The 26217-nt window shown below is 71.8% G+C and carries 22 protein-coding genes; 10 read left to right on the top strand and 12 right to left on the bottom strand.

Going from position 1 to position 26217, the window contains the following annotated elements; all coding sequences use genetic code 11:
- Window positions 1-104 precede the first annotated feature (104 nt).
- Together J2S57_RS21295 and J2S57_RS21290 are read left to right on the top strand one after the other, a co-directional pair.
- Window positions 105-2414, top strand: a complete 2310-nt coding sequence (locus tag J2S57_RS21295) for a tetratricopeptide repeat protein (RefSeq protein WP_307245741.1) — start codon at window positions 105-107, stop codon at window positions 2412-2414.
- Between the two features lie 159 nt (window positions 2415-2573).
- Window positions 2574-5126, top strand: a complete 2553-nt coding sequence (locus tag J2S57_RS21290; RefSeq protein WP_307245739.1) for a hypothetical protein — start codon at window positions 2574-2576, stop codon at window positions 5124-5126.
- Between the two features lie 9 nt (window positions 5127-5135).
- On the opposite strand, the gene mftF is transcribed toward J2S57_RS21290, so the two are convergent.
- Complete coding sequence (mftF, locus tag J2S57_RS21285; RefSeq protein ID WP_307245738.1) at window positions 5136-6638, bottom strand: mycofactocin biosynthesis glycosyltransferase MftF; 1503 nt, start codon at window positions 6636-6638, stop codon at window positions 5136-5138.
- Window positions 6639-6647: 9 nt separating this feature from the next.
- Entirely contained in the window at window positions 6648-7355 is a 708-nt protein-coding gene (mftE, locus tag J2S57_RS21280; RefSeq protein ID WP_307245735.1) for a mycofactocin biosynthesis peptidyl-dipeptidase MftE, read from the bottom strand.
- A gap of 57 nt (window positions 7356-7412) precedes the next feature.
- Here mftE and J2S57_RS21275 point away from each other — a divergent pair, with 57 nt between their 5' ends.
- Complete coding sequence (locus tag J2S57_RS21275) at window positions 7413-8624, top strand: APC family permease (protein ID WP_307245733.1); 1212 nt, start codon at window positions 7413-7415, stop codon at window positions 8622-8624.
- A gap of 69 nt (window positions 8625-8693) precedes the next feature.
- On the opposite strand, the gene J2S57_RS21270 is transcribed toward J2S57_RS21275, so the two are convergent.
- The 7 genes from J2S57_RS21270 to mftA form a co-directional block, all read right to left on the bottom strand.
- Window positions 8694-9578, bottom strand: coding sequence for a vWA domain-containing protein (locus J2S57_RS21270; protein ID WP_370882493.1), 885 nt, complete (start codon window positions 9576-9578; stop codon window positions 8694-8696).
- Window positions 9579-9677: 99 nt separating this feature from the next.
- Window positions 9678-10628 carry an AAA family ATPase gene (locus tag J2S57_RS21265; RefSeq protein ID WP_307245729.1) on the bottom strand — a complete coding sequence of 317 codons (951 nt, stop codon included), beginning with the start codon at window positions 10626-10628 and terminating at the stop codon, window positions 9678-9680.
- 72 nt (window positions 10629-10700) lie between these two features.
- The gene (locus J2S57_RS21260; protein ID WP_307245727.1) at window positions 10701-11543 is read right to left on the bottom strand and encodes a mycofactocin-coupled SDR family oxidoreductase; all 843 of its coding nucleotides are present in this window, start codon (window positions 11541-11543) and stop codon (window positions 10701-10703) included.
- Between the two features lie 13 nt (window positions 11544-11556).
- Window positions 11557-12366 carry a mycofactocin-coupled SDR family oxidoreductase gene (locus J2S57_RS21255; RefSeq protein ID WP_307245725.1) on the bottom strand — a complete coding sequence of 270 codons (810 nt, stop codon included), beginning with the start codon at window positions 12364-12366 and terminating at the stop codon, window positions 11557-11559.
- A gap of 289 nt (window positions 12367-12655) precedes the next feature.
- Window positions 12656-14026 carry a mycofactocin radical SAM maturase gene (gene mftC / locus J2S57_RS21250; RefSeq protein WP_307245723.1) on the bottom strand — a complete coding sequence of 457 codons (1371 nt, stop codon included), beginning with the start codon at window positions 14024-14026 and terminating at the stop codon, window positions 12656-12658.
- Complete coding sequence (gene mftB, locus J2S57_RS21245; protein ID WP_307245721.1) at window positions 14023-14373, bottom strand: mycofactocin biosynthesis chaperone MftB; 351 nt, start codon at window positions 14371-14373, stop codon at window positions 14023-14025. Before mftB ends, mftC begins: the two co-directional genes overlap by 4 nt.
- A 17-nt stretch (window positions 14374-14390) precedes the next feature.
- Window positions 14391-14495, bottom strand: coding sequence for a mycofactocin precursor MftA (gene mftA / locus J2S57_RS21240; protein WP_307245719.1), 105 nt, complete (start codon window positions 14493-14495; stop codon window positions 14391-14393).
- 214 nt (window positions 14496-14709) lie between these two features.
- Between mftA and mftR the strand changes: the two genes are divergently transcribed.
- The 6 genes from mftR (at window position 14710) to J2S57_RS21210 (ending at window position 22011) form a co-directional block, all read left to right on the top strand.
- Window positions 14710-15345, top strand: coding sequence for a mycofactocin system transcriptional regulator MftR (gene mftR, locus J2S57_RS21235; RefSeq protein WP_307245717.1), 636 nt, complete (start codon window positions 14710-14712; stop codon window positions 15343-15345).
- Window positions 15346-15652: 307 nt separating this feature from the next.
- Entirely contained in the window at window positions 15653-16015 is a 363-nt protein-coding gene (locus J2S57_RS21230) for a hypothetical protein (RefSeq protein WP_307245715.1), read from the top strand.
- Between the two features lie 149 nt (window positions 16016-16164).
- Window positions 16165-17382, top strand: a complete 1218-nt coding sequence (locus tag J2S57_RS21225; RefSeq protein WP_307245712.1) for a hypothetical protein — start codon at window positions 16165-16167, stop codon at window positions 17380-17382.
- The gene (locus J2S57_RS21220; protein ID WP_307245710.1) at window positions 17379-18161 is read left to right on the top strand and encodes a hypothetical protein; all 783 of its coding nucleotides are present in this window, start codon (window positions 17379-17381) and stop codon (window positions 18159-18161) included. The genes J2S57_RS21225 and J2S57_RS21220 overlap by 4 nt, the downstream gene beginning before the upstream one ends.
- A 5-nt stretch (window positions 18162-18166) precedes the next feature.
- Complete coding sequence (locus J2S57_RS21215) at window positions 18167-18895, top strand: hypothetical protein (protein ID WP_370882693.1); 729 nt, start codon at window positions 18167-18169, stop codon at window positions 18893-18895.
- A complete protein-coding gene (locus J2S57_RS21210) occupies window positions 18892-22011 on the top strand; it encodes a coiled-coil domain-containing protein (protein WP_307245706.1) in 3120 nt (1039 codons plus the stop codon). Before J2S57_RS21215 ends, J2S57_RS21210 begins: the two co-directional genes overlap by 4 nt.
- A 92-nt stretch (window positions 22012-22103) precedes the next feature.
- On the opposite strand, the gene J2S57_RS21205 is transcribed toward J2S57_RS21210, so the two are convergent.
- The gene (locus tag J2S57_RS21205) at window positions 22104-22832 is read right to left on the bottom strand and encodes an SGNH/GDSL hydrolase family protein (protein ID WP_307245704.1); all 729 of its coding nucleotides are present in this window, start codon (window positions 22830-22832) and stop codon (window positions 22104-22106) included.
- Between the two features lie 108 nt (window positions 22833-22940).
- Window positions 22941-24440, bottom strand: a complete 1500-nt coding sequence (locus J2S57_RS21200) for a M1 family metallopeptidase (RefSeq protein ID WP_307245701.1) — start codon at window positions 24438-24440, stop codon at window positions 22941-22943.
- Between the two features lie 288 nt (window positions 24441-24728).
- Between J2S57_RS21200 and J2S57_RS21195 the strand changes: the two genes are divergently transcribed.
- Complete coding sequence (locus tag J2S57_RS21195) at window positions 24729-25457, top strand: FadR/GntR family transcriptional regulator (protein WP_307245699.1); 729 nt, start codon at window positions 24729-24731, stop codon at window positions 25455-25457.
- A 5-nt stretch (window positions 25458-25462) separates the two neighbouring features.
- Here J2S57_RS21195 and J2S57_RS21190 read toward each other — a convergent pair whose 3' ends face one another.
- Window positions 25463-26185, bottom strand: coding sequence for an AAA family ATPase (locus J2S57_RS21190; RefSeq protein WP_307245697.1), 723 nt, complete (start codon window positions 26183-26185; stop codon window positions 25463-25465).
- Window positions 26186-26217: the final 32 nt, after the last annotated feature.

Here is a 26217-nt window from a genome sequence, read left to right as displayed (position 1 = left end):
GAACGGACGCGCCGGGCCGGGTGGGTGGGGCCCGTCGGGTCGGTGCGTCCGGGCGGACGGACGCACCGAGAAGGACGGACGCGTCGGGACGGACGGGTGGGCCGGTGAGCGCCGCCCGGAAGCGCCTCGACGAGCTGCTCACCCGGATCGACGCCGCCGGGCCCGGCCCCGCCGGACGTCTGCTCATCGACGAGGCCGTCACCCTGGCCGACGCCGAGGGTCTCGACGAGCTCGGCTACGCCGCCCGGCTGCGCCTGCTCGCCGCGGCCAACCGGGACGGTGACACCGACGCCCAGCTGTCCGCGTTCGCCTGGTGCGTGGGCCGCAACCAGTCCGACCCGCAGCGGTTTCCGCAGCGCGTCGGCGAGCACGACCTGCTGTGGTTCCACAAGCACGTGGTCGGCGCGCTGATGGGCAGCCCGCTGTTCACCCTCGACGACGTCGACGCGGCCCTCGACGCGATGGCCGACGCCTACAACCGGGCCGGCGTGGGCCTGTCCGGGGTGTGGCAGGCCCGGTTCCAGGCCGTCTTCGCGATGGGCCGTCCCGACCGCGCCGCCGGCATGCTGGCCGCGGCCAAGCGCCTGCCCCGCGACCGGTACAGCCACTGCGCCGCCTGTTCCCGCGCCCAGGAGGCCGAGCACCTCTACGCCACCGGTGACGACGAGGGCGGCCTGCGTCTGGCCGACGAGGTGCTCGAACTCGACCTGACCTGCGGTGCCGAACCGGCCAACACGCTCGCCCACGCCCTGCTGCCACTGCTGCGCGCCGGGCGCCCGGCCGATGCCCGCCGCGCCCACCTGCGCGGCTACCGGGCCGCCCGCGGAAACCCCGACAACCTGCGGATGATCGCGCAGCACCTGCGCTTCTGCGCCGTCACCGGCAACGAGGCGCGCGGTCTGGAGATCCTCGAGCAGCACGTGCGCTGGCTCTCCCACGACGGCCTGAACGCCCGCGGCCACCTCGACGTGCTGTCGGCCGCCGTGGTGCTGCTGCGGGCCGCCGGGCGTGCCGGAGCCGGTGAGCAGGTGGTGACCACCGCGTCCGCCATCTCGCTCGAACCGTTCTTCGGCCGCCGCGAAACCCCCTGGACCGTGAACGATCTCATGCACGTGGCCTACGAGCGGGCCGCCGCGATCGCGGCCGCGTTCGACGCGCGCAACGGCAACGCGTTCCACACCGGCCTGCTCGAGGCCGACATCGCGCTGCTCGAGACCTGCCACGACGTGCCGCTGGCCACGCGCCCCACCCTCCCGGCCGCCGTCCCGATCGCCATGGAGGACGAGGGCGACCTGCGTGCCCGCGCGGCCCTGCTGAAGGCCGAGACCGAACGCCGCCTGGCCTCCGACGAACCGGGGCTGGCCCTGACCAGCGCCCAGGAGGCACTGAACGCGGGCCTGGCCCTGGGCGACCGCGAACTGTCCGTGGCCGCAGCCCGTCTCGCGTCGCTGGCGGCCACCACCGTCGGGCAGGACGACGCCGCCGTCGAGTACTGCCGCACCGCCGTGCGCGAGGCCGCGGCCGGTGAACTGGCCGGTGAGGCCGCGTTCCGGCTCGAGCTGGGCGCCGCGCTGTGCCGCGCCGGTGAACCCGACGAGGGCACGCTCGAGATCGAGGAGGCCATCGCCCGGCTGCGCGCCGCCGGGGCCCCGGCCGGCGAACTGGCCGAGGCGCACTACCTGCTCGGGCAGGCCCTGGCCGCGCAGTTCGACGGCGACGGCGCCCGCGACAGCTACCGTAACGCCGTGGCCCTGGCCTCGAACACCGGCGACTGGGCCGCCACCACCCGCTACGGCATGGCGCTGGGCACCCTGCTGTTCGACCGCCGCGACCGCGACTCGCTCAACGTGCTGGCCGGGGCGGTCGAGTCCTCGCGCCGGGCCAGTGACTCGCTGTCGCTGGTGAAGGCCGAGCACCTGCTCGGTCAGGCCCTGGCCCAGATCGCCGGGGTCGAGCCGGCCGAGGCGGTGCTGCGCGAGGCGCTGCGCGAGGCCTCGAACCCGCTGGCCGGGCTGAACCCGGCCGTGGTGTTCGAGCACGCCGACATCCTCGACTCCCTGGCCCGTACCATCGGTGAGAAGGAAGACCGGCTCGACGAGGCCGTGAGCACGGCCCGGGAGTCGGCCGACGCGTTCCGCTCGATCCACGCGGAACCCGAGGCGGGCCGGGCCCTGGTGCTGGCGGCGAGCCTGCTCACCGGCGCGGGCCGTTCCGGTGAGGCACTCCCCCTGCTGCGCCAGGCCGAACCGCTGCTGCGCGAACGGCCGAACCTGCTGCTGGAGTGCCTGACCGGCCTGGCCGCCGCCTACGAACGGCTCGGGCGCACCGCCGACGCCCGGGCGACCGCCGCCCGGGTCGAGCGGGTGCGGCAGGATCAGTACGGCGACCTGGCCTTCATCGACGACCTGGGCTGAGACGACGACCGGGGACTGAGACGACGACCTGACCACGCACGAGAACCGGGGGCCGGAACGACGATGTGGGCCGAACCGGACGACCAGGGCTGAACCACGACGACCGGGGCCGGCGTCCGACCGAGCGCCACCCACGACAGAGCAAGGAGCATCACCGCCATGGACAGCGCCGAGGACCGCATCGCGACCCTCTTCGAGGAGATCGACGTCACGCCCTTCGGCCCGGCCGAACGCGCCCTGATCGACGAGGCGATCGCGCTGGCCGACGAGCACGGGCTCGACGAGAAGGGCTACGAGGCCCGGCTGCGTCTGCTCCCCTCGGCCAGCATGCTCGGTGACACCGACGCCCAGCTGTCGGCGTTCGCCTGGTGCGTGGGCCGCAACGCCGCCGATCCCGTGCGTTTCCCGCTCCGGGTCGGTGGTTTCGACCTGCTCTGGTACCACAAGCACGTGGTCAGCTCGCTGATGGGCAGCCCGCTGTTCTCGCTGGCCGACGTGGAGTCGGCGATCGAGGCGATGGAGCAGCAGTACGTCAAGGAGGGCGTGGGCGTCTCGGGGGTGCTGCAGGCCCGCTTCCAGGCCGCGACCGGTCAGGGCCGTCTCGACGAGGCCGGCACCTGGCTCGGTGAACTCAAGCGCACGCCCCGCGACAACTACAGCCACTGCGAGACCTGTGTGCGCGCCGAGGAGGCCGAGTACCACTACGCCATCGGCAAGGACGCCGACGGCCTGGCCCTCGCCGACGAGATCCTCGAGGCGGGCATGACCTGCGGCGACGAGCCGGAGAACACCATCGCCCAGGCCCTGCTGCCCGCCCTGCGGGCCGGGCGCCTCGACGAGGCCCGCCAGATGCACCTGCGCGGCTACCGGATGGCCCGCACCAACGCCGACCACCTGCCGATGATCGCCCAGCACCTGCGGTTCTGCGCCGTCACCGGCAACGAGGCACGCGGCCTGGAGATCCTCGAACGCCACCTGGGCTGGCTGGTGCACGACGGCCTGAACGCCGAGGCGCACTTCGACGCGCTGAGCGCCGCCGCGGTGCTGCTGGCCGCGGCCGAGCGCGCCGGGGCGGACGCCCAGACCGTGAGCGCCGCCGCCGATCCCAAGCTGGCCGGCCTGTTCGGCGGGCGCGACGAGCCGTGGACCGTGGCGTCGCTGCGCCGGGCCGCCCGCCGGGCCGCCGAGGACCTGGCCGCGAAGTTCGACGAGCGCAACGGGAACACCTGGTACGCCTCCCGTCTGAAGGCCGACGACGCGCTCGCCGAGGTCTCCTACGACCTGCCGGTCGGCGCGACCCGGGTGGCCACCGACGCCGGTCCGGCCGCGCTGCCCGACGACCTCACCGGCCGTCTGACCATGGCCGCCGACCTGCTCTCGATGGACGAGCGAGGTCAGGCGCGGCAGGTCGTCGCGGCCGTCGACGGGCTCGGCGACTCCCCCGGCGGGGAGCCGCTGACCGCCGCCCAGATCGCCGAGATCGCCGGTCTGAAGGCCCGTCTCGAGGCCGCCGGGGAGAGCGACGAGACCCTGGCCGCGATCTTCGAGGCCGCGAGCGACGACGGTCTCGACGCGGCGCTGGCGCTGACCGACACCGCACTGGGCGACCCGGAGCTGGAGCAGGGCAGGGGCCGGGGCAAGCGCGCGGCACTGCTGCGCACCAAGGCCCAGCTGCTGGGCGCGGACGAGCAGTTCGACGCCGGCCTGGCCGCCGCCGACGCCAGCCTGGCGATCGGGCTGCGCCTGGGCGCACGCGAATGGGCCTCCACCACGGCGATTCTCGGCGCGCACCTGGCCCAGGACGCGGGCAAGGCCGACCTCGCGATCGAACGCTGGCGGATCGCGATCCGGGAGGCCGCGCTGGCCGAGCTGCCGCAGGAACTCTCGGCGCGGCTCGAGCTGGGCACGCTGCTGCAGGCCCTGGGCCGCGCCGAGGAGGGCGTGGAGGAGGCCCGGGTGGTGCTGCGGCGTCAGACCGAGACCGGGGCGAGCGACTCCGAGCGGGCCGAGACGCTGCGCCGGATCGGCGCCGGGGCGGTCGCGATGCAGGAGTACCAGGACGCGCTCGACGCCTACCGCGACGCCGTGGCCCTGGCCTCGAAGGGTGAGGACTGGCTGCTGGCCACCCGGGCGGCGCTGTCGCTGGGTGAGCTGATGACCGACGCCGGTGACGAGGACGGGATCGCGGTGATGGCCGGGGCGGTCGAGTCGGCCCGGCACCTGGAAGAAGAAGACCCGATGTGGCTGGTGCGGTCGATGCACATGCACGGGCGGGCGCTGAGTCTGGCCGACGACGACGACCAGGCCGCCGACGTGCTGCGCGAGGCCCTCGACCGGGCCGCGCGGGCCGCCGCCGACGAGCACCCGGCCGCCGCGTTCGAGCACGCCGACCTGCTCGACTCGCTGGCGCGGGCGCTGGGCTCGGACCACCACGACGACGCCGTGCAGGTCGCACAGCAGGCCGCCGCGGAGTTCCTGGAGATCGGGGAGGACGTCCCGGCCGGGCGCGCGCTGATGCTCGCGGCGGGAGTCCTGTTCAACAACGGCCGCGAGGCCGAGGCCCTGCCGTTGATGGAGCGGGCCACCGCGGTGCTGGCCGACCACCCCGACGTGCTCGGTCAGGTGCTCGTGGCGCTGGGTGACGTGTACGAGAAGCTGGGCCGCCACCACGACGCCAAGGTGGCGCGGGACAAGGCCGAACTGGTCGGCTGAACGACGGGCTCACCGGGCCTGCGGCCCGGGGGTCGGTGGCTTGCTCACCGACCCCAGCAGCCGCCACTTCCAGGTCGGCCGCACGGCCCGCACGTGCCCGGCCCTCAGGCTGCCCGCCCACACCCCGGCGCCGTAGGCCGCATCGTCGAGCAGCACCGCCATGCTCCAGCGCACCGGGTCGATGTCGGGTCGCAACCGCAGCCACTCCCGAACGGGGGACGCGGCGGTGAGGGCAAGAGCCGCCAGCAGGCGGCCCTTTCGTTGCGGCCCGGGAACGAGGGCCAGGACCGCCGCGGCCGGGAGCGCGAACTGCGAGGTCCAGCGCCCCATGCCGAAGAACGTCTCGCGCACACCCACAGCCAGCGGTTTCAGCAGGTCGTCACCGCTGCTGCCGGCCTTCTTCAGGGCCAGCCGGGTGTCGGCGTAGCCCGCCGCGAACGTGGCGGCGGCCAGCAGCGGACGGCGCGCCAGCAGGGCCGTCACCGTGGAGACGGGCGCGGCCACCATCACCAACGGCGCCACCTGCCCCGGGTGCCGCTCCTCGAGCTTCGCGGCCGACGTGCCGTAGGCGAACCGCCTGCGCAGCAGCGACTTCCAGCCGGCCGGCTCCTCGTGCCCGATCTGCACCGACGGGTCGTAGCGCACCCGCCAGCCGGCCTCGAGCAGCCGCCAGACCAGGTCGACGTCCTCGCCGTAGCGCAGCGCCTCGTCGAACCCGGCCGGTCCGGACACGTCTTTCAGCGCCGAGACCCGCAGCAGCAGCGCGGCCGTGGGCAGGTACGAGACCCGGCTCATCGGCGCCACCCGGGCCGGCAGCGCCCCCAGGTCGAGCACCGGGCGCGCGGCCGCGAACCGCTCGGCCAGCGACGTGCCGATGCTGCCCCCGGCCACGATCCGGGGCGCCACCGCGGCCAGCAGCGGGTCGTCGAAATGCCCGGCCAGCGCGTCGATCCAGTCGGCGGGCGGCAGGCAGTCCGAGTCCAGGAACGCGACCAGCGGCGTGTTCACCGACCGCAGCGCGATGTTGCGGGCCGGTCCGGGCCCGCCGTTGACCCGCCGCGCGATCAGCCGTGCACCGTGCCTGCGCACCACCTCGGCGACCGCGAGGGGATCCTCCGACGCGTCGTCCACCACCACGACCTCGGCCACGGCCTTCTGCGTGCCGGCGGCCAGGCCGCTCAGGCAGCGGTCGAGTTCGGCCGCCCGGTCCCGCACCGGGACGACCACGGTGACCGTGCCCGCCCGCTCGCCCCGCGCGTCTTCAGGCAGCCCCTCACGCACCGGGTGCACCAGACCGGCGTCGGAGAACCGGCGGGCCAGCTTCGAGGCCGCGGCGGTCGTCACCGAACCGGCCCGCAGTTGCGAGAACGCCTCCTGCCCGGCCGGATTGAGGCGGTACAGGCGGGCGGGTGACCCCCCGAAGACGGTTCCGTCGGGCTTGACCACGACTTCCGGATCGAGCTCGACCGGCATGCCCACCGGCAGTCCCTGAACGTGCCCCGTCGACGTCACGGACCCAGCCTATGCGCCCAGCTTGCCGTACGGCGGATCCCAGGCCACGACCTGCGTGTGCAGCCCGTCGACGAGGCGCTGCACCAGCCGCTCGCCCTCCTCGGCCGAGGCACCGGCCGGGTCGCCGAGCACCCCGTTCTCCGTCACCGCCCTGAGCCCACCGGCGCGGAGCGCGGAGATCAGCTCGCGCACCGGCGTGGTGTTGCCCGCCTCGGCCAGCTCCTCGTAGACCAGCTCCGGGTGCAGGGCCAGCTGCAGCGAGGTCTCGGTGCGACCGGCGTGCGCGTCACCGTCCCACGTCGCCATCCACAGCAGAACGTCGCGGGACTCGGCCCGCAGCTTGCGCACGGCCCGCACCGCGGGCACCGCGTTGCCGCCGTGCGCGTTCACGTACACCTGCCGCCGGTAGGTCTCCCCGGCCGAGCGCCCCAGCTCGAGCAGCATGAACTCGAGGGCCTCCTGCCCGATCGAGATCGTGCCCGCGAAACCGGCGTGCTCCCCGCTCGAGCCGTAGCCGATGGCCGGGGCCAGCGCGACCTGTGGCATCCGCTCGGCCAGGCGCCGGGCGACGGCCACCGCGACGTCGCGGTCGGTGCCCAGTGGCAGGTGGGGGCCGTGCTGCTCGGTCGAGCCGATCGGGACGACGAGAATGCCGCCGGCCGCGGCGTGCTCGGCGATCTGTGGGCTCGTCATGGCGGCCAGGTCGAAGTACGACACGACGGGGAATCTACGCCGCGTCACTTTCCGTACACCTGCCGGGGCTAGCGTCGGCCGGTGACCACTGCTCTGGTAAGGCGTCTCGGCCTGTCCGACGCCGTGATGATCGGCCTCGGCGCGATGATCGGGGCCGGCGTCTTCGCCGCGCTCGCCCCCGCCGCGTCCGCCGCCGGCTCCGGCCTGCTGATCGGCCTGCTCATCGCCGCGGTGGTGGCCTACTGCAACGCCACCTCCTCGGCCCGCCTGGCCGCCCTCTACCCGGCCTCCGGCGGCACCTACGTGTACGGACGCGAACGGCTCGGCCCGTTCTGGGGCTACCTGGCCGGGTGGGCGTTCGTCGTCGGCAAGACCGCCTCCGGCGCGGCCATGGCCTACACCGTCGGCGCCTACGTCTGGCCGGAACAGGCGCACGCCGTGGCGGTCGCGGCGGTCGTCGCCCTGACCACGGTGAATCTCCGGGGCGTGCAGAAATCGGCGCTGGCCACCCGGATCATCGTGGCGATCGTCCTCGCCACCCTCGCCGCCGTGGTGGTGAGCTGCCTGACCGCCGCGACCACCACGTCCCCCCTCCAGACCGCACCGACGGACGGCAACCTGCTCCAGGCCGCCGGGCTGCTCTTCTTCGCCTTCGCCGGCTACGCGCGCATCGCCACGCTCGGCGAGGAGGTTCGCGACCCGGCCCGCACCATTCCCCGCGCCGTGCGGATCGCTCTGGGCATCACCCTGGTCGTCTACGCGACCGTGGCGCTGGCCGTGCTGTCGGTGCTCACGCCCGCCGAGCTCGCCGCCTCCACCGAGCCCCTCACCGACGCCGTGCGCGCCGCCGGCCATCCCGCCCTGGTGCCGGTGGTGAAGGTGGGTGCCGCCGTTGCCGCCCTGGGTTCGCTGCTCGCGCTCGTGCTCGGCGTCTCCCGCACCACCCTGGCCATGGCCCGCGACCACCACCTGCCGCCCGCGCTCGCGGCCGTGCACCCGCGCTACCACGTGCCCCACCGCGCCGAGCTGGCCGTGGGAGTGGTGGTCGCGGTGCTCGCCGCGACCGTGGATCTGCGTGCGGCGATCGGGTTCTCGTCGTTCGGCGTGCTCGTCTACTACGCCGTGGCCAATGCTTCCGCCTGTACGCTGGGACGCCGGTTCGTCCCGGTCGTGGGTCTCGTGGGGTGCGTCGTGGTCGCCTTCGCCCTGCCGGTCGTGAGTGTGGTCAGCGGTCTGGCGGTGCTGGCGCTGGGGGCGCTGATCTACGCGGTGCGCACCCGGCTCGTCCCCTGAGGGAGGACGAGCCGCCTCCCGACCTCCCGGACTCCACGACCTTCACGACCTTCACGACCTTCACGACCTTCACGACCGGAAGATCTGCGACAGCGCCGGCGCCACCTGCCGGTGGTCGCGGATCGTGAACATCCGCCCCCGCCCGACCGCGGCCAGCTCCCGTCCCAGTTGCTCGTCCTTCTCCCCCGACGCGTCGAGCAGCACGTCGAGCCGCGGGAGAAGGGCGGCCGGGCCGCGCGGATCGGGCCCGGCGTTGTGCACGCAGTCCGACAGCAGCAGCACCCGGGCCTCCGGGTTCGGCCGCCGCGACAGCTCCGCGGCCGCCAGCTGCAGCGGGAACCCGACGTTGGTCAGGCCTTTCGCGGGCAGCTTGAGGAGGTCGTCGAGCAGGGCCGAGGCCACGAACGGCTTGCCCAGCGGCAGCAGGATCGACACGTCCGACCAGAACGCGATCACGCCCACGTCGTCGTTGCCCAGCTCACCGGCCAGCGCGCCCACCGTCGCCGCGGCGGTGCGGATGCGCTCGCCCTTCATCGAGCCGGACACGTCCACGACCACCTCGACCGACCGGCGCCGGCGCACCCGCTCCCGCACGACGATGTCCTCGTCCTGCGGAAAGGGCTTCTCGGCCAGCACTTCCAGCGTGCGGTCGAGGTCGATGTCGTCGGCGCCCTCGCGGTAGCGCACGCTCACCAGTTCACCCGTGCCGCGGCGCCGCCCAGTGCCGTGCGGCGGACGGTGCAGCGACAGGCGCGCGGCGATCTGCCGGGCCCGCTGCTTCACCTCGTTCTCGACCGGGTCGTCGTCCGGTTCCAGCGGCACGACCTCGCCGGTGTCGTCCGTCTCCCCGGGCGCCCCCGACCCCTTGGTGAACGCCTTCGCCGCCGCCTTCGTCCCCCGGCCGAGGGCCTGAAGCACCGGCCCGCCGCCTTTCTCGGAGATGCTGAAGACCATCGGCTCGGCGTTCAGGGCCTTGGGCCGGCGTTTCAGCGGCCGTTTCGCTCGACGGGACTGCCCCGGCTTCTCGACCGGGGAGTCCGCGTCGACCGCTCTTCAACCTGGCTCGGCCGCGGCCGGGGTGAGAATGAAGCGGTCTTCCCAGATCTCGCGCACGACGCGCTCGGGCGTGGTGTCGGAGGCCTCGTCGAGGTGCACGCGTCCCGACAGCGCCACCGTCATGGCATCGAGAACGACCTGGGGGTAGGCACTCCCGGGGTCGAGGCGGGTGGTCGAGTCCTCGGCCCGGGTCACGCCGCGCATGGCCGCGAGCTGGTTGGCGATGAGCACCACGTCGATCGCGCCGCGCACACTGCTGCCCTGGCGCAGGTGCGGGTGCCGGCGCGTGGCGCGGCCCACCCAGACCGCGTCGTGCACCAGCAGGTCACCGAGCTTGCCGCCGCCCGAGGTGCGCAGGTCGACGATGCCGATCTCGGCGGCCTCGTCCTGGTAGTTCACCGCCAGACGGCACAGCCGGTCGGTGATCGACGTGGAGAGCCGGGTGGTGCCCACGTTGTCGTACGGGTTCATCGACGCGATCAGCCGGAACGTCGGCACGGCCCTCACCTCGCCCACCCGCGGCACCGCGATACGCCGCTCGGCCAGCGCCGCCAGCAGCGTGTTCAGGGTGTCGTCGGGAGCGCGGTTGAACTCCTCGAGGTACAGGAACCCGCCCTGGCGCATCGCCTCGAGCAGCGGCCCGGCCACGAAATTGTCTTCGGTGTAGTCCTCTTTCAGCACCCGCGCCGGGTTGTGGTGCCCGACCAGCTTGGCCGGGGTCAGGTCGGCGTTGCCCTCGACGTAGAACAGCGGGATGCCCCACTCGTCGGCGATCGCGCGCAGCAGGGTGGTCTTGCCGGTGCCGGGCGGGCCCTCGAGCACCAGGTCGCGGCCCGCGGCCACGGCCGAGAGGATCAGCTCGAGCTCGTGCTCGCGGCCGACCAGGTGGGAGGCGACCCGGTTGCGGGTCTGCGCGACGTCGGGGGCGTTGAGGGTCACGGTCACCATGATTTCAGGGCAGATGGGGGACGTGGTGGTCGGGTCCCCGTGGCCCCCTCACGTCGAGGGGGCCACGGCGAACTACTTGGTCGTGTAACCCGCGTCGACCTTCAGCTCGGTGCCGGTGACGTACCGGGCCTCGTCGGAGGCCAGGAACAGCAGGGCGTTGCTGATGTCGATCGCCTCGACCCAGGGCACGGGCAGACTGTTCGTGGTGCGGAAGACCTCGGCGGCCTGCTCCTGCGTGGGGTGCTCGAGGTGCGGCAGGAACAGCTTGAACGTGGTCTCGTTCAGGATCATCGGGGTGGCCACCCCGGTCGGGTGGATCGTGTTGACCCGGATCGAGTACTCGGCCAGCTCGTTCGACAGGGTGCGGGCCAGGCCCAGCACGGCGTGCTTGCTCGCCGTGTAGGGCGCCACGTTCGGCGTGCCCTTCAGACCGGCCGAGGAGCTGGTGATGATGATCGAGCCGCCCTGGTTCTGCTCGATCAGGAACGGGGTGACGGCCTTGGTCGTGTGCCAGACACCCTTGAGGTTGATGTCGAGCACGTCGTTCCAGTCCGAGTCGCTGACCTCGTGGGTCTTGTCGGAGTGCAGGAAGATGCCCGCGTTCGCGGAAACGATGTCCAGGCGCCCGAACTCGGCGATGCCGGCGTCGGTCGCGGCCTTCAGCGCGTCGTAGTCACGCACGTCGACCTTGGCCGAGAAGATCCGCCGGTCCAGCGCCTCGACCTGCCGCACGGTCTCGGCCAGGTCCTCCTCGGTCGCGCCCGGGTAGAACCGGTCGACACTGGGGATGGACTCGGCGATGTCGAGCGCGATGATGTCCGCGCCCTCCTGCGCCAGCCGGATCGCATGGCTGCGTCCCTGCCCCCGGGCCGCACCGGTGATGAGCGCGACCTTGCCCTCTACACGTCCTGTCACGGTGATCCTCTCCCTACAGCTGGGTGGCGCCGGCGTCGACGGTCATGGCCAGGGCGGTGACGTAGCGGGACTCGTCGCTGGCCAGGAAGAGCACGGCGTTCGACTGGTCCTCGGGCTGCGTGGCCGCGACCGGGTACATGTTGCCGAGCATGACGCCAGGCCCCGGATTGGCCTCGAGCAGCGGGCCGAAAGCGTTGCCCATGGCGCCCATCGGGGTCTCGACGCCGGTCGGGTGCAGGCTGTTGACGCGGATGTGGTGCTGCGCCAGCTCGGCCGCGAAGGTGCGGGCGAGGCCGGTGACCGCGTGCTTGCTGGCCACGTACGGGGTGAGGAAGGGCAGGCCGACCAGACCGGCGACCGAGCTGGTCAGGATGATCGAGCCGCCGCCGTTGCGGATCAGGTGAGGAGCCCCGGCGCGCACCGTGTTCCAGGTACCGGTGATGTTGACGTCGAGCGTGTCCTGCCACTGCTTCTGCGTGACCTTGTCCCAGGCACCCACGTGACAGATACCCGCGTTGCCGACGATGACGTCGAGCTTGCCGAGCTGGGCCACACCGTCGTCGACGGCCTTGGTCAGCGCCTCGCCGTCGCGAATGTCGGTGACGGAGGCGACGATCCGGCGGTCGAGCGCCTCGACCAGCTTCACCGTCTCGGCCAGGTCGTCCTCGGTCGCCGCCGGGTACTCCAGGTCGTCGAACGGGGCGCAGATGTCGACGGCGATGATGTCTGCCCCCTCGGAGGCCAGCTTGAGCGCGTGGCTGCGCCCCTGACCACGGGCTGCTCCGGTGACGAAAGCGACCTTGCCCTCTACTCGTCCTGCCATGGGGGTTACCTCTTCCAACTACGTTGTCAGCGAATGGTTCGCATCCCCTCAGGTCTATTAGTAGCCCGGTCAACTATCGATCGCCTCCCTCGGCGGCGCCGAACGGGAGGTGACCTTCGTCTCTTCGACACTTGTCGAACGCCCCTGGTGGTCAAGGACTTTCGTCTCCCCAGTCGGGAACGACGAAATGGCCCCGGGTCCCGGGGCCTGCGAAAAGTGTTTTCAGGACTAGGAAAACACGAACGCGCGGCAACTCCCCACCGGGAGCTGCCGCGCGTCCATCATTGACTCAGTTGACCTGCGAGCCGGTTTCGAGACCCGCGAGCGGATTCTCGTCGCAGCCGCGCACCGGCGGACGCACCCCCGCCGCGGCGGGATCGAAGCCGGCGAGCGGGTTCTCGTCGCACCCTCGGGCCGGCGGGGCCGAGACCACCCCGGTGACCGGGCGCACGCCGAGTGTCAGCGCCACGGGCTTCTTCTTGTTCTTCTGCGAGCGCAGCGGGTTCTTGTGCGAGTGGTCGCCCATCGGCTTCGGGGTCGCCCCCTCCACCCCCTCGAGCAGCGACTCACCGAAACCGCGCACGCACTCCGGGTCGGGCCCGTCGAGCGGCAGGCCGGTGAAGAACTTGGCCGCCATGCAGCCACCCCGGCAGGAGTCGAAGAACTGGCAGGACGAGCACGCCCCGCCGCTCTGCGGCTGCCGCAGCTCCTGGAAGAGCTCCGAGGTCTGCCACACGCCCTTGAAACCGCCCTCCTCGCGCACGTTCCCGGCGAGGAACTCGTCGTGGATGGCGAACGGGCAGGCGTACACGTCGCCGATCGGGTCGATCAGGCAGACCACGCGACCGGCCCCGCACAGGTTGAGCCCGGGCAGGGCGTCACCGAAAGCGGCCAGGTGGAAGAAGGAGTCGCCGGTGAGGACTTCCTCGCCGTTGGCGACGAGCCAGTCGTACAGCTCCTTCTGCTGCGGTGCGAGCAGGTGCAGCTCGTCCCAGACGTCGGCGCCGCGGCCCGAGGGACGCAGCCGGGTCAGGCGCAGCTGAGCGCCGTACCGGTCGGCGATCGCCTTGAACTCGTCCAGCTGGCCGACGTTCTGGCGGGTGACCACGACCGACAGCTTGAACCCGGAGAATCCGGCGTCCTTCATGTTCTGCATGGCCCGCATGGCGGTGTCGTAACTGCCGGCACCACGTACGTAGTCGTTGACCTCGGCGGTCGCGCCGTCGAGCGAGATCTGCACGTCGACGTAGTCGGAGGCGGCCAGACGCTCGGCGACCTCCTTGTTGATGCGGACACCGTTGGTCGAGAACTTCACGCCGACGTGGTGCGCGGTGGCGTAGTCGACCAGGTGCCAGAAATCCGGTCGCACGGTCGGCTCGCCGCCGCCGATGTTGACGTAGAAGACCTGCATCCGCTCCAGCTCGTCGATGACCGCTTCGGCCTCGGCGGTGGTCAGCTCGCGGGGGTCACGCCGTCCGGAACTCGAAAGGCAGTGCACGCAGGCGAGATTGCAGGCATAGGTGAGTTCCCAGGTGAGGCAGATCGGCGCGTCCAGCCCGAGGGCGAACTTGTCGACGAGCCGACCAGGACTCGGGGTGTTGGGCTTGACAGGGTTCGGGGTGAAACCGGCCGGGGTAGCCGGTTCGAGCACAGCCGTCATGCAGGCTCCTCCGTGGACATCGTCGTCGTCTTCGGGCGGATGAGATCACCGGCCGCGAGGGATCCCAGGGCCCGGCCGAGGACCGGGAGCTGGGAGGGGTCGACCCCCGCCTCCAGACACGCGGTGCGCGCGTCCGGGGCGGTGGCCAGACCGTTGACGACGTCCAGTAGTTGACGGGTCTTCAGGAACGACAGGCGCCGGTTCCCGAAGTGGTACATCAGGGCCCCGAAGGGTTCGGGCCGGATGGAGACGCTGGGGTGCAGCTCCCAGGCGGCGTCGAGATCGAAGCCCTGCGCCGGGGCCTTGGGAGGCACCGACATCCGGTTCTTCTGCTGGGTGTTCGCCATGGTCTGAGGGACGGCCGTCAGTAGACGCCGCACATCCCGTCGATGGAGACCTCTTCGACCAGAAGTTCCTCGACGGCGTCCTGAGCTTCGGCGACGTCCTGGGGAGCGTTCGTGTTGTCCATCGAAACGACCTCTCTTCCACGGTGAACAGCGATGTTCACCGGAGTTTATGACACTCCGTGTCGTAAGCGTCAAGGGTAGTCATCGACATCCGGGGAGTGACCACTGATCGGCCGGGCGGGGGTTGACCGCGGCACCTCGTGGATCAACTCGGTGATTGAATGGCACTCGATGACACGTCCGGCGTGTCACGACACGCGGAGGAGTGTGCGGCGCATGGCAACGGGGTCAGCGGCTCGTTCAGCGGCACCGAACGAGCCGCGCAGCGGGCGGCCCCGGGCCACCAGCCGCCGCACCCTCGAGCGCATCGCCCTGGAACTGTTCTCCGAGCAGGGCTTCGACGCCACCACGGTCGAGCAGATCGCCGACCGGGCCGGGGTCAGCCGGCGCACCTTCTTCCGCTACTTCGACACCAAGGCCGACGTGCTCTGGTCGGAGTTCGACGCCGAGGTGGAGACGCTGCACCGGCTGCTGGGAGAGGCCCCGGCCGGGCAGCCCGTCACCGAGTCGATCCGGCAGGCCGTTCTGGCGGCCAACCACTACGGGGTGGACGACGTGGCCAGCCTGCGCGCGCGCATGCAGGTCATCTCGCACGTCCCGGCGATCAGTGCCGCCTCCACCCAGCACTACGACAACTGGGCCGGCGCCCTGGCCGAGTTCGCCGCCCGCCGTCTCGGGCAGCGCGCCGACGACCTGATCCCCCGGGCCATCGGCTACAGCGCGCTGGGCGTGTGCCGGGCCGCGTTCGACCAGTGGGTGGCCCGGCGCGACGCCGACCTGATCAGCTACCTCGACATCGCCCTGACGGCCTGGCAGTCGGGCTTCGCCGGGCTCGAGGACTCACCCGCTTAGACGTCACCCGAACGGACGCTGCACCGCTGCACGTATGTGCGCACACTGTGTAGACGCCGTCACCGGGTGATTTCGATAACTGTTCTTAACCGTCTGACATGCCGATGCTCCCTCCTGCATTGAGTTCGACCCTCCAGCCATACGGAGGGTCACCTGCTCATCGCGGAGGGTGAAATCAGACTCGTCTTTGATCGCGTGTGTCGTAATTTGGCACAAAATCCATATCAAGCGAGATGTAACGCTCTCCTTGCCCACAGCGATTGAGCGGGCGACGGTCCCCTGTGCAGCAAGCGCGAAGGGTTCACTCATGTCACTGGCCATGCCCTACCCGGCTCGACGTCGCGCCAAAGCCGAATCCACGTCATCGATCACCACCCAGGCCGCGATGCCGGTTCTCGGGCGGCAGGACGCCGCCCCGCCGGGTGAGGTGCCCCTCACCGACCGCACCGAGCAGGTCTGGCACGTCGGGCTCTCGCTGCCCGGGATGTTCCCGTTCCGCGAGGCGAGCTGCCCCTGCCCCAAGACGGCCTGCGGTCTGGTCGTCCCCGACCCCGAGGTGGAATGCCGCCTCCACACCGACGGTGCACGCTTCCTGCAGGTGCACTCCGCCGCCGACTGCGACTTCCCCCGTACCGGGTGGAGGCGCCGGCGCCGCCCGGCTCTGCGCTGACCCTGCGCCGAGCCACTCCCGAAGACCGGTCTGATCGCCGGACGCCGGAACGCGACCCTCCGGGGTCCGGCGATCAGATCCTGGGCCTGTCCCGTGGATCGGGGCCCGACCTTTTCCTCCGGCGGCGGCCTCTGCCGTAAGGTCACCGGGTGACTGACGGCCCGACCACGCTCTCCCTGGAGGATCTCGCTCCCGAGGCCGGTGTCCTGCGGATCTACCGCCAGGTCTTCGCCGTCCTCGCCCGTGAGCACGGCGCGATGATCAGCGACGTCGAGCTGCTCGACATCGACGAGGCGATCCTGTCCGCGTTCGCCGAGGCCGGCAACGAGGGCCTGTCGGTCGAGGCCACCGTCGCCGCCTGCCGCGGCTACGACCAGACCCAGGTCACGCGCCGTTTCGAGGTGTTGCGCGGCTACGGCGCGATCACCCGGGTCGTCGACCACCCCGGCGAGCGCTTCCACCGCGCCGCGTTCGCGCCCTACGTGATGCTGCTGTTCCTGCGCCGCCTGGCCGCCGCCGGTGGCCAGGGCGAGCTGCACCAGCTGCTGGCCCTGGAGGGGCTGAGCATCCGGGCACCCGGTGCCACGCACGACGACGGCCGGGGCTCGGTCAACCGCCTGTCGCGGGTGTTCCGGCTGATGGCCAACCAGCTCTCCAGCCTGACCACCACCAGCCCGGTCGAGGAACTGCGTGAGCACGCCGAGCTGCTGTGGGGCAACCGGGCGCTGATCCGCCAGGCCGAGGACGTGCACGCCCAGGCCCTGGGGCGCTGGCCCGAACTGCACCGCGAGTGTGCCCAGCTGCGCACGTCGCTGGCCGCGTACGCCGACGCCAGCGAGTCGGCCGCGGCCCGGCTGATCGAGCAGGCCGGTTCCACCCGCGCACTGGGACTGCTGCCGGTCGAGACCTGGCGCACGTTCGCGCGCACCGCCGACGCCGAGACGCTGGCCGGGGTGCTCGACGGGCAGGTCTTCGACGCGGTCGCGCCCTGGTTCTCCCCGCAGGCGATGGCGCTGGCCGTCGAGAACGCCTCCACGTCGGGGCCGGTGCGGATGCCCCCGCCGCGGCCGACCGACGCCACCGACGCGCCCACCGAGCGTCCCGTCGCGGGTGACTCCGACCTGCGCGAGTTCACCGACCGGGTGCTGGGCCGACGCGACCGGGTCGGGGTCTCGGAACTGCTCGACGCCGCGGAGGACTGGATGGACGGGCGCCGCACGCTGTCCCTGATGGTCGCCGCTCACCACTCCCCCGAGGTCGACGCGGAGCTGACCTGGGCCGACGGTTTCCGGGTGGATCCGGAGGCGGCGGTGCCGTGGGTCTCGGGCGGCCGGTTCGGCCGGGTCGTGGGGGCTGCGCGTCCGTGAACAGTTCCGACACCGCCCTGTGGTGGGCGCGGGCCCGCGCGCTCGGGCCCGCGCGCTACGAGACCGGCACGCCCGCGCCCGACGGCTTCCTGCGGCTCATGGAGCCGCACGCCGCCGAGGTGTGGCTGCTGCCCGCCCATCCCGGCACGGCCGGGCCGTGGGTGCTCGACGAGATGGGCCTGCCCGGGCCCTCGGTCGAGCAGCCCAACGACACCGCGCGCATGCTCGCCGCCGTGGTGCGCTGCTGCTGGACGGATCCGGAGGCGCCGATCTGGCCCGGGCGCGACGTGGACTGGGAGACCGTCATGTCGGTCTACCGCACGTTCGGCGACCGCGACGAATCCGTCCTGCACCGGGCCGCGACCGGGGCGATCCGGCGTCTGCACGGCGGTGGCTGGGTGCTGTGGGACGAAGACCGGCGTGTGGTGCGTCTGGGGCCGCGCTGTGGCACATGGGTGAACGCCGACCTCACGGTGCTGCGCGAGCTGTACCGCAGTCTGCCGTTGCCGCAGGAGCCCGAGGAGGACGTCGACGAGCCCGAGAGCCTCACGACGCACGACGCGGTCGCCGAAGCGTCTGCGGCGCCTGAGGTTTCCCTTGAGGACGCGGTGGTCGCCGAGGCGCTCGACGCACCTGAGGTTCCGGTTGACGTGCCGGCCGAGGATCCGGCTGACGTGCCGGCGGAGGCTCCGGCTGACGTTCCGGTCGAGGCTCCGGCTGACGTTCCGGTCGAGGCTCCGGACGACGTTCTGGCTGACGACGAGGAGGTGCGGCCGTGACCGAGATGGCCGAGACGCATCCGGCGTTCACGGCGGCCGTGGCCGACCTGTCCGAGCGGCACCGTGACGAGGTGCTGGCCGCCTACGCCGCGGTCGAGCACAGCTGGCAGCCGCTGCACGAGTCGCAGATGCTCGCCCTGCGCGACGCCACCCTGCGCCGGGCGCTGCAGCAGATGCTGCACCCGCTGGGCCGCACGCTGGTGAAGGTCGGCCCGCACCTGTGGACGTCCGGCTACCGCGACGACGTCGCCCGCGAACTGAGCGAGGAGACGCTCGCATCGCTGCCGCTGGTCGACCGGGCGGTGTTCGTGCTGATCCTGATCCACTCGGTGGCGATCCCGCGCAGCCAGGGCCTGATCGATCTGGACACCTGGATCTCGAACCAGCCCACGTCGATGGACGAGCTGAACCGCTACTCCAAGCTCCCCCGCACCGCGGTGCGCACCGCGCTCGCGCGACTGCGCGCGTCCGGGCTCGTGCAGATCGCCCCCGACCGGCGCCCGCCCCAGACCCGTTCCAGCAGTAGCCAGAACGCGGGTGCGTCGTACCTGCCCGGACCGCAGCTGGCCCGGCTGACCCCCGCGGCCCGGCGGCGGCTGCAGGAGGAACTGATCCTCGCGGCCGGGGCGGACACCCCTCTGGCCGCCGCGATCCGGGCGCGCCGCGCCCGTCCGTCCGAGGACGGCGTCCTCAAGCCCGAGAACCTGACTGAGACAACGGAAGAGACCACGTGAGCACGCCAGCCCTGATCGACCGCAACGACCCGACCGACATCGTCGGCGCGCGGGTGCTGGTGGGCGTCCAGATGGTCGACATCTCGCGACTGTCGGCCCATCCGGTGCCGCTGACCAACGGCGGCCTGATCACCGTGGCCGGGCAGGGGCCGAAAGACAGCAACGGCGCGGGCAAGTCGTCGTTCATCGCGGCCCTGAGCCTGCTGCACGCCGACGAGCAGTGGCGTCTGGCCGGCGGCGCCCCGGGTGCGGCCGAGCTGCTGTTCACCGCGGAACTGGCCGCGCAGGAGGCGAAGTGGGCGAACGCCGACCACGGTTTCGTCATCGGGGTGTACGCCGACTCCGCCTCGCAGACGCTCGAGGAACTCGAGGCCGGCGCGCTCACGGTCTGGCTGCGCATCAACCGCAAGTCGCCCTACCTGAGCCTGCGCTGGACCCGCGGGCTGCACGTGCCCCACGGCTCCAACGACGCCGAGCGCGCGGCCGGCGTCGAGGGTCTGTGGAACCGGCTGCCGCACTCCAACGGGCGCGACGACTTCCACGCGGGACGCCTCGCCCGGGTCCTGTACGGCGGCCAGGTGCGCTGTGTCTCGTTCCTCTCCACCTCCGTCCGCGCGTCCCCCGCCGCCAATCTCCTGGCCCAGCCCCTGAACGAGCTGTCGCCGTGGCGCATGTTCGACGCCGTCGCCACCCTGACCGGCCTGGACCGCGAGCTCGAGCAGGAGCAGGCGCTGCGCTCGGGTGAGCACGCGCGGCGCACCGACGTCGCCGAGGCCGAGCACGACCTGGCCACCTGGCAGCGCGAGATGGAAGGCGTGGAAGCCGGTATCAGGCGCCGGGACGTGGCCCGGCAGGTACTGGGTCAGGCCCGCGAGGCGTGGCGCTCACGCTGTGCGCGCCACGTGGTGGACGGCCTGGAGCGGCTGGCCGAGATCCGCCGCAACCTCGGTGACGTGCGCGGCGGCCAGGCCGAGGCCCGTGAGCGCCTGGCCGAGAACGAGGCCCGGATGGAGGAACTCGGCAACGACGACGGTCTGCAGGAGACGTTCCGGGCGACCGAGCGGCTGCGCAACGAGCTGCGGGAGCGGCGCAGCAACGCCGACACCCAGGCCCGGATGAACCTGCGCTCGGTCGAGGAACTGGGCGCGAAACTGCGTGACCTCAAGGAGGCCGCGCGCGCCGCCGACGGCCGCGACGTGACGAAGGCCCGCGAGGAGGTCGCCGCCGCGCAGGAACTGCTGGAGTCGATCCTCTCGCGCCGGGGTGCCGCCGAGGACGCGGTGGCCTCGGCCGCCCGCCAGATCAAGGCCGCCGAGGCCGGTGACGACGTGGCCGCCGCCGAGCTGAAACTGCTGCAGAGCGTGGGAATCCCGGCGGCCAGCGTGGTCGACGTGCTGGCCCTGACCGAGGCGCAGCGCGCGGTCTGGGAGCCGCGGCTGGTGCCCTACCGGCACGCCGTGGCCGTGCCGCGGGCCCACGCCGAGAAGGCGACCGCGGTGCTCGCGGACGCGCCGGGCTCGGTGATCGTGCTGGCCGACGGGCAGCCGTCGGGAGACCTCCCGAACAGCACCACCGACGAGTTCGGCCTGGCGACGTTCCTGAAGGCACTGGCGGAGCGGGCCGGTTCGTCGCAGGCCCGGGTCGACGAGCAGGCCGGTGTGATCGTCGTGGCCGGGTTCGACCGTCCCCTGACGGGCCGCGACGCCCGGGTGCGCGCCGCCCACGAGCAGCACGAGATGACGCGCGAGATGCTGGCCGGGATCGGCGCGCAGCTGGAACGCGCCCGCGGCAGGCTGTCCACGGCGAACTCGCGGCTGGAGGGCGCGAAGGCGGCGCAGCGGGTCGAGGACGCCGAGATCGAGATCGAGCGGCTGCGGGAGCAGGCCGGTGAGCTGCAGGAGGCCCTCGAGGATCTGCTCGGCCCGCTGGAGGACGCCGAGGCCGCGCACACCCGCGCCGCGGTGGACCGCCAGACCCGGCAGGACAAGATCGACCAGCTGCGCGGTGAGGTGAACCGCAGCCGGGCCGAGGTGAAGCAGGCCGACGACATCGCCGAGAAGCTCGAGAACGAGCTGCGGTCGGTCGATGTCGACGCGCGGGCGGTGGCCTGGGGCGCGACGTCGGGCTCGGCCGAGGAGCACCTGCTGACGCTGCCCGAGGACGAGGCCCGGCGAAGCACGGTGGACTGGAACAACCTGGTGGCCAATCACCTTCGTGACGTGCTGCGGCGCTGCTTCCCGGACAACACCGCGGCCCAGGAGTACCCGGCGGAGCTGCGGGAGCTGGTGTTCGAGCAGAAGTGGCCGCACATCACGCTCGAGGCCCAGGTGCCGCTCATCCCCGACCTGACCCGGTCACTGCGCACCCATCTGGACGTCACGGCGCAGCAGGACGCGCACGACCAGGCGATGATCGACCAGCAGCGGGCCCAGCGCCGCGCCGACCTGGAGGCGGCCCGGGCCGGGCTGTCGGAGTCCGAGCAGACCACGCGGGCGCACCGGGCCGTGCTCGCGCAGGGCATCAAGGCCAAGCTGAAACTGGTGGCCGACGAGTTCGACCGGCTCGACCGGGAGTACGGAGGGTACGGCGCCGGGCTGGACTACCCCGAGCCCGAGCCGCCGACCGAGCCGGACAAGCCGTGGCGCTGGAGCCTGACGCCGCGCTGGCGCCGGGCCGAGAACCAGCGGATGTCGAGCTACAACCTGCGGGCGAACACGGCGCAGATGGACGAGAAGGCCGTGAAGCTCGTCTGTGCGGCGGCGCTGGCGGGAGGCAACGACCGTCCGCTGCTGCTGATCCTCGACGAGCTGGGCCGCAACCTGGGCAAGCAGCACCGTCGCGAGGCCGTGGCCCTGTTCGAGCGGATCGGCCGCGACCGCAACATCACGGTGATCGGCGCCCTGCAGGACGACATGGAGCGCTACGCGATCGAGGCGTCCAACCTCTACATCAAGCTGCGCCGCTCGTCGGACGCGGTGGCCTACAACGACCCGCCGATCGTGCTGGGCGACGACGAGAACCGTTCGCGCGTCGAGCTTCTGCGCGAGTGGATGAGCGCCTACCGGCCGACGGCGAAGAACATCGACGTGCGCGAGGACGAGCTCGACCTCGGGTAGGCACGACACGCGGGGGCCAGGTCCGTGATCCCCGGCCCCCGGCCCTGGCCCCGGCCCCGGCTCCGGCCCCGGCTCCGGCTCCGGCCAGGGCCTCACCGACTCGCCGGCCGCCCGTCACCGCCGGGCACCGGTTCGTCGAAGGCCCGCTCGAACGCGCTCGCCAGCACCGCATAGCCGTGCTCGTTGGGATGGAACAGATCGGGCGACAGCTTGCCGCGCCAGGCCCATCCCGTACCCGTACGGCGTAGCTCCGCCACCCGCACCCGGCCGGCGGCCCGATCGACGACCGCGTTGAGCCCGGCTGCCTGCGGGTTGGGCAGCGTGCCCACCGCCGTCCCGTCCGGGAGCCGGTCGAGCAACCGCCGGACGTCACCCGGCAACGCGGACCGGAACTGCGCCCGCAACAGGTCGTTCGAGCCGATCAGCAGGGTGACCCGGCCGATCTCCAGGCCCGGACCGCTCGCGATCCTCACCGCGGCCGGCCACTGCCGGTCGATCACGTCCGCGACCCGGGCCCCACTGAAACTCAGGTTCAGCAGACGGAACTCGTCCCCACGCGTCCGCCATCGGGAAGCCAGCTGCCCCACGTACCCGAGCATCGGGTCGGGCGCACCGATGCCCTGGGTCATGCTGTCGCCCAGCGCGACCCACAGCGGTCCCGACCCCTGCGACAGCTCCCGGGCATTCGCCGAACGCCAGGCCTCCGCGAACGGGCCCACCTGGTCCTGCACCGACCGCACGCGCCGCGAGAGACGGCTCAGGGCCGCGAGCAGCGCCCCCGGCGGGCGGCCACTGAGGTTGTCGTAGTCGAGGGCGGTCACGAACAGCGTTGTACCGCGATCACGAGCAGGACGCAGAAGACCCCCCTATACCGTTTCGGCATAGGGGGGTCCTTGTCTCTCCGCCCGAAAAGTGCGGAACCGGGACGGTTACGAGAGCGCGGCGTGAGCCTCGTGCACGGCCTGGATCTTGTCGAACGACTTCGGCTTCACCGGCGTCGCATCGGTGTCCGCGACCGACGTCCGGGCCAGCTTCGTGGTCGCCGACAGGTCCGGGCGCCCGGCCGTGAAGAGCCAGGTGTCGAACAGCGAGTCCAGCTGTTGCCCGGAGATCTTCTCGGCCAGCGCGATGAACTCGCCCGTGGTGCCGTCGCCGTACCGGTGCGACGCCAGCCAGGTCCGCAGCAGCTCGAAGAACGCCTCGTCACCGATCTGCACCCGCAGCGCCTGAACCGTCAGGGCCCCACGGTCGTACACGGCACCGTCGAACACCTTGTCGGCACCGGGATCGCCGGGCAGGACCTGCCAGAACGGGTCGTCCTCGGGGTAACTGGCGTAGGTGTAGTCGAACAGTTCCTGCGGGGTGCCCTCCCCCTCGTGGTCCGACCAGAGCCACTCGGCGTAGCTGGCGAAACCCTCGTTCAGCCAGATGTCCCTCCACTGACCGAGCGACACCGAGTCCCCGAACCACTGGTGCGCCAGCTCGTGCGCCACCACGTAGGTGTTGCCGCCGCGACGCCAGAACCGCCCGTCGTAGACCGGCCGGGTCTGTGTCTCCAGCGCGAACCCGAGGGCCGCCGGCGGAGCCACCACACCCCCCTGTGCCTCGAACGGGTAGTCGCCGAACCAGTTCTCCTCGGTCTCGATGACCTCGTTGGTGCGGTTGACGCTCGCCCGGGCCGCCCCGTCGAACTCACCCAGAGACGTCGAGTACGCGTTGACGATCGGCGAACCGTCGGCCGCGGTGTCGGACTCGATGTCGTAGTGCCCGACGGCCAGGAAGGTCAGGTAGGTCGCCTGCGGTTTGGCCGAGCGCCAGGACCAGCGGTCCCAGCCGTTGAGCTCCTTGACCGGCCCACCGGTGAGGGTGCCGTTGCTGATGGCCTGCACGTCGTCGGGCACCAGCACCGACACGTCGTAGGTGGCCTTGTCGGTCGGGTGGTCGTTGCTCGGGAACCACCACCAGGCGCTCTCCGGCTCGTTCACCGCCAGGGCCCCGTCACTCGTGCGCGTCCAGCCGGTGAACCCGGAAACCTTCACCGAGGAGGGAATCCCGGCGTACTGCACCACGACCGTCAGGTCGCCGCCCTTGGGGATGGCCCGGGCCGGCGTCACGACCAGCTCGTGCGCCCCCTCACGGTGGAACGTGGCGGCCCGGTTGTTGACCCGCACCGAGGTCACGTCGAGCGCGAAATCGAGGTTGAAACGGGACAGTTCCTGGGTGGTTTCGGCCAGGATCGTGGTGGTGCCGGTGAGCTGGTCGGTTTTCGGCTGGTAACGCAGCCGCACGTCGTAGTGCCCGACGTCGTAGCCGCCGTTGCCGTAGTCGGGGAAGTAGACGTCCCCCACCCCCGGCGAGCCCGGCGTCGCGGCCGCGTCGGCCACCCCGGAGCCCAGTGTCAACGCGACGGCGGTGGCTGTCGCGGTCATGACCGTTCGGATCGATCCTCTTCGCATGGTCGAGAAATCCGTTCGTCAGGGTTGACTCGATTCTCGTCCCGATGGGGGACGCGGACATTCTGCACAAATATGGTCGAAAATGACACCCCCTCCCTGGCGTCGACCTCCCCGAAGGATGCCGCGAGCGACCTCGCCGACGGGCGGGTTTCGCCAGTCCAGGGGCGCATGTAGGGCCAATCGCGGCAATGCACTCAGCCCCGGCAATCGGTACGGAAGGCAGTACGATCCACCGATGCGGGGAAGGAGCACATCTCAATCGTGGTGAACACCGGTTCGACCAAGCCGCAGAAGACCGCGCTGCTGCTGGCGCAGCGCATCGTGCGGGACATCGAGCAGCAGGGGCTCGGCCCGGGGCAGAAGCTGCCCCCCGAGCGCTCGATGATGCACTCGTACGAGACAGGTCGCGGCACGCTGCGGGAATCGCTGAGATTCCTGGAGCTGCAAGGAGTGTTGACCCTCAAACCGGGCCCCGGAGGCGGGCCCGTGATCCAGAAACCGACCGCCGGCAACCTGGCCACCACCCTGGCCCTGGTGCTGCAGTTCGACGACGCCCGGCACCGGGTGATCACCGAGGCCCGCTCGGCACTGGAGCCGCTGATGGCCCGCCTGGCCGCCCGGCGCGCCACCCCGACCCGGTTGCTGGAGCTGCAGCAGACGCTCGCCGACATGGAGGAGGGCCTCGACGACACCCCGGCGTACCTCGACGCGAATCGCCGTTTCCACCAGGCCATCGCCTGGTCGAGCGACAATTCGCTGTTCGGGTTCCTGCTCGGCGCCATCGACCTCACCGATCACACTGTGAGCGTCGAACAGCCGATCCGCCGCCGCCAGAGCGTACTTCGGGCCCATCACCGCATCTACGAGGCGATCGCCCAGGGCCGGCCCGAGGTGGCCTCCGAGGAGATGACCGCCCACATGGACGAGGACCAGGCCTGGGCCGAGAAGAAGCACCCGGAGGTGCGGGAACAGCACATCACCTGGCCGTAGGCCGGTTACAGCAGATGCCGCAGATAGGACTGCGGTGCGTCCAGGTACCGGCGCCAGTGCTCCACGATCAGCAGGTCCTCCCAGGCCACCGACGCGATGCCGTTGGCGCTGAACTCGTAGATCGCCGCTCCCGGGGTGCTCGCCAGGATCGGTGAGTGGGTCGCGCAGACCACCTGGGCCCCGGTGCGTCCCAGCCGGTGCAGCAGCTCGACGAGCCGCAGCGAGGAGCTGAACGACAGCGCCGACTCCGGCTCGTCGAGCACGTAGAAGCCCGGGCGGGCGAACATCGCGTCGAACACGGTCAGGAAGCCCTCACCGTGGCTCATCGTGTCGGTGTCGCCCTCCCAGTACCCGGGCCAGCCACTGCGCGCGGACATCATCCCCATCGCCGTCTCGCCGCGCAGGAAGAACCCGCTGCGAGCCTTGCGCGGGCCCGAGCGCATGTTCTGCCCGGCCGGCGACGTGGAGAGTTTCAGCGCCTCGCCCAGGATCGACATCTCGCGGTGCGAGGCGTATTTCGTGCCCGCCTTGCCCCCGTGCGGATCCAGGCCGAACGATTCCGCCAGGGCCTCGGCCACCGTCGACTTGCCGGACCCGTTCTCCCCCACCAGGAACGTGACCGGCCGCGTGAACGTCAGACCCTGCTCGGCCAGGTCGGTGACCGCGGGAACCGTGTACGGCCAGGTGTCCAGATCGGCATTCTCGACGTACGCGCGACGCACCAGCACGCAGGCCATTCTAGCGAATCCGGTTCACCGAC

This window comes from Kineosporia succinea, assembly GCF_030811555.1.
GTDB lineage: Bacteria > Actinomycetota > Actinomycetes > Actinomycetales > Kineosporiaceae > Kineosporia > Kineosporia succinea.
Note: the sequence above shows the minus strand (reverse complement) of the source record. Positions and strands in the feature narration are given on the sequence as shown.

Excerpts from the sequence above, each read along its gene's own strand:
- J2S57_RS21255 (WP_307245725.1), bottom strand. The coding sequence starts at position 12,366 with ATGGCAGGACGAGTAGAGGGCAAGGTCGCTTTCGTCACCGGAGCAGCC.
- mftB (WP_307245721.1), bottom strand. The coding sequence starts at position 14,373 with ATGGCGAACACCCAGCAGAAGAACCGGATGTCGGTGCCTCCCAAGGCC.
- J2S57_RS21215 (WP_370882693.1), top strand. The coding sequence starts at position 18,167 with ATGGCCGAGACGCATCCGGCGTTCACGGCGGCCGTGGCCGACCTGTCC.
- J2S57_RS21290 (WP_307245739.1), top strand. The coding sequence starts at position 2,574 with ATGGACAGCGCCGAGGACCGCATCGCGACCCTCTTCGAGGAGATCGAC.
- J2S57_RS21230 (WP_307245715.1), top strand. The coding sequence starts at position 15,653 with ATGTCACTGGCCATGCCCTACCCGGCTCGACGTCGCGCCAAAGCCGAA.
- mftA (WP_307245719.1), bottom strand. The coding sequence starts at position 14,495 with ATGGACAACACGAACGCTCCCCAGGACGTCGCCGAAGCTCAGGACGCC.
- J2S57_RS21270 (WP_370882493.1), bottom strand. The coding sequence starts at position 9,578 with ATGGTCTTCAGCATCTCCGAGAAAGGCGGCGGGCCGGTGCTTCAGGCC.
- J2S57_RS21200 (WP_307245701.1), bottom strand. The coding sequence starts at position 24,440 with ATGACCGCGACAGCCACCGCCGTCGCGTTGACACTGGGCTCCGGGGTG.
- mftR (WP_307245717.1), top strand. The coding sequence starts at position 14,710 with ATGGCAACGGGGTCAGCGGCTCGTTCAGCGGCACCGAACGAGCCGCGC.
- mftC (WP_307245723.1), bottom strand. The coding sequence starts at position 14,026 with ATGACGGCTGTGCTCGAACCGGCTACCCCGGCCGGTTTCACCCCGAAC.
- J2S57_RS21265 (WP_307245729.1), bottom strand. The coding sequence starts at position 10,628 with ATGGTGACCGTGACCCTCAACGCCCCCGACGTCGCGCAGACCCGCAAC.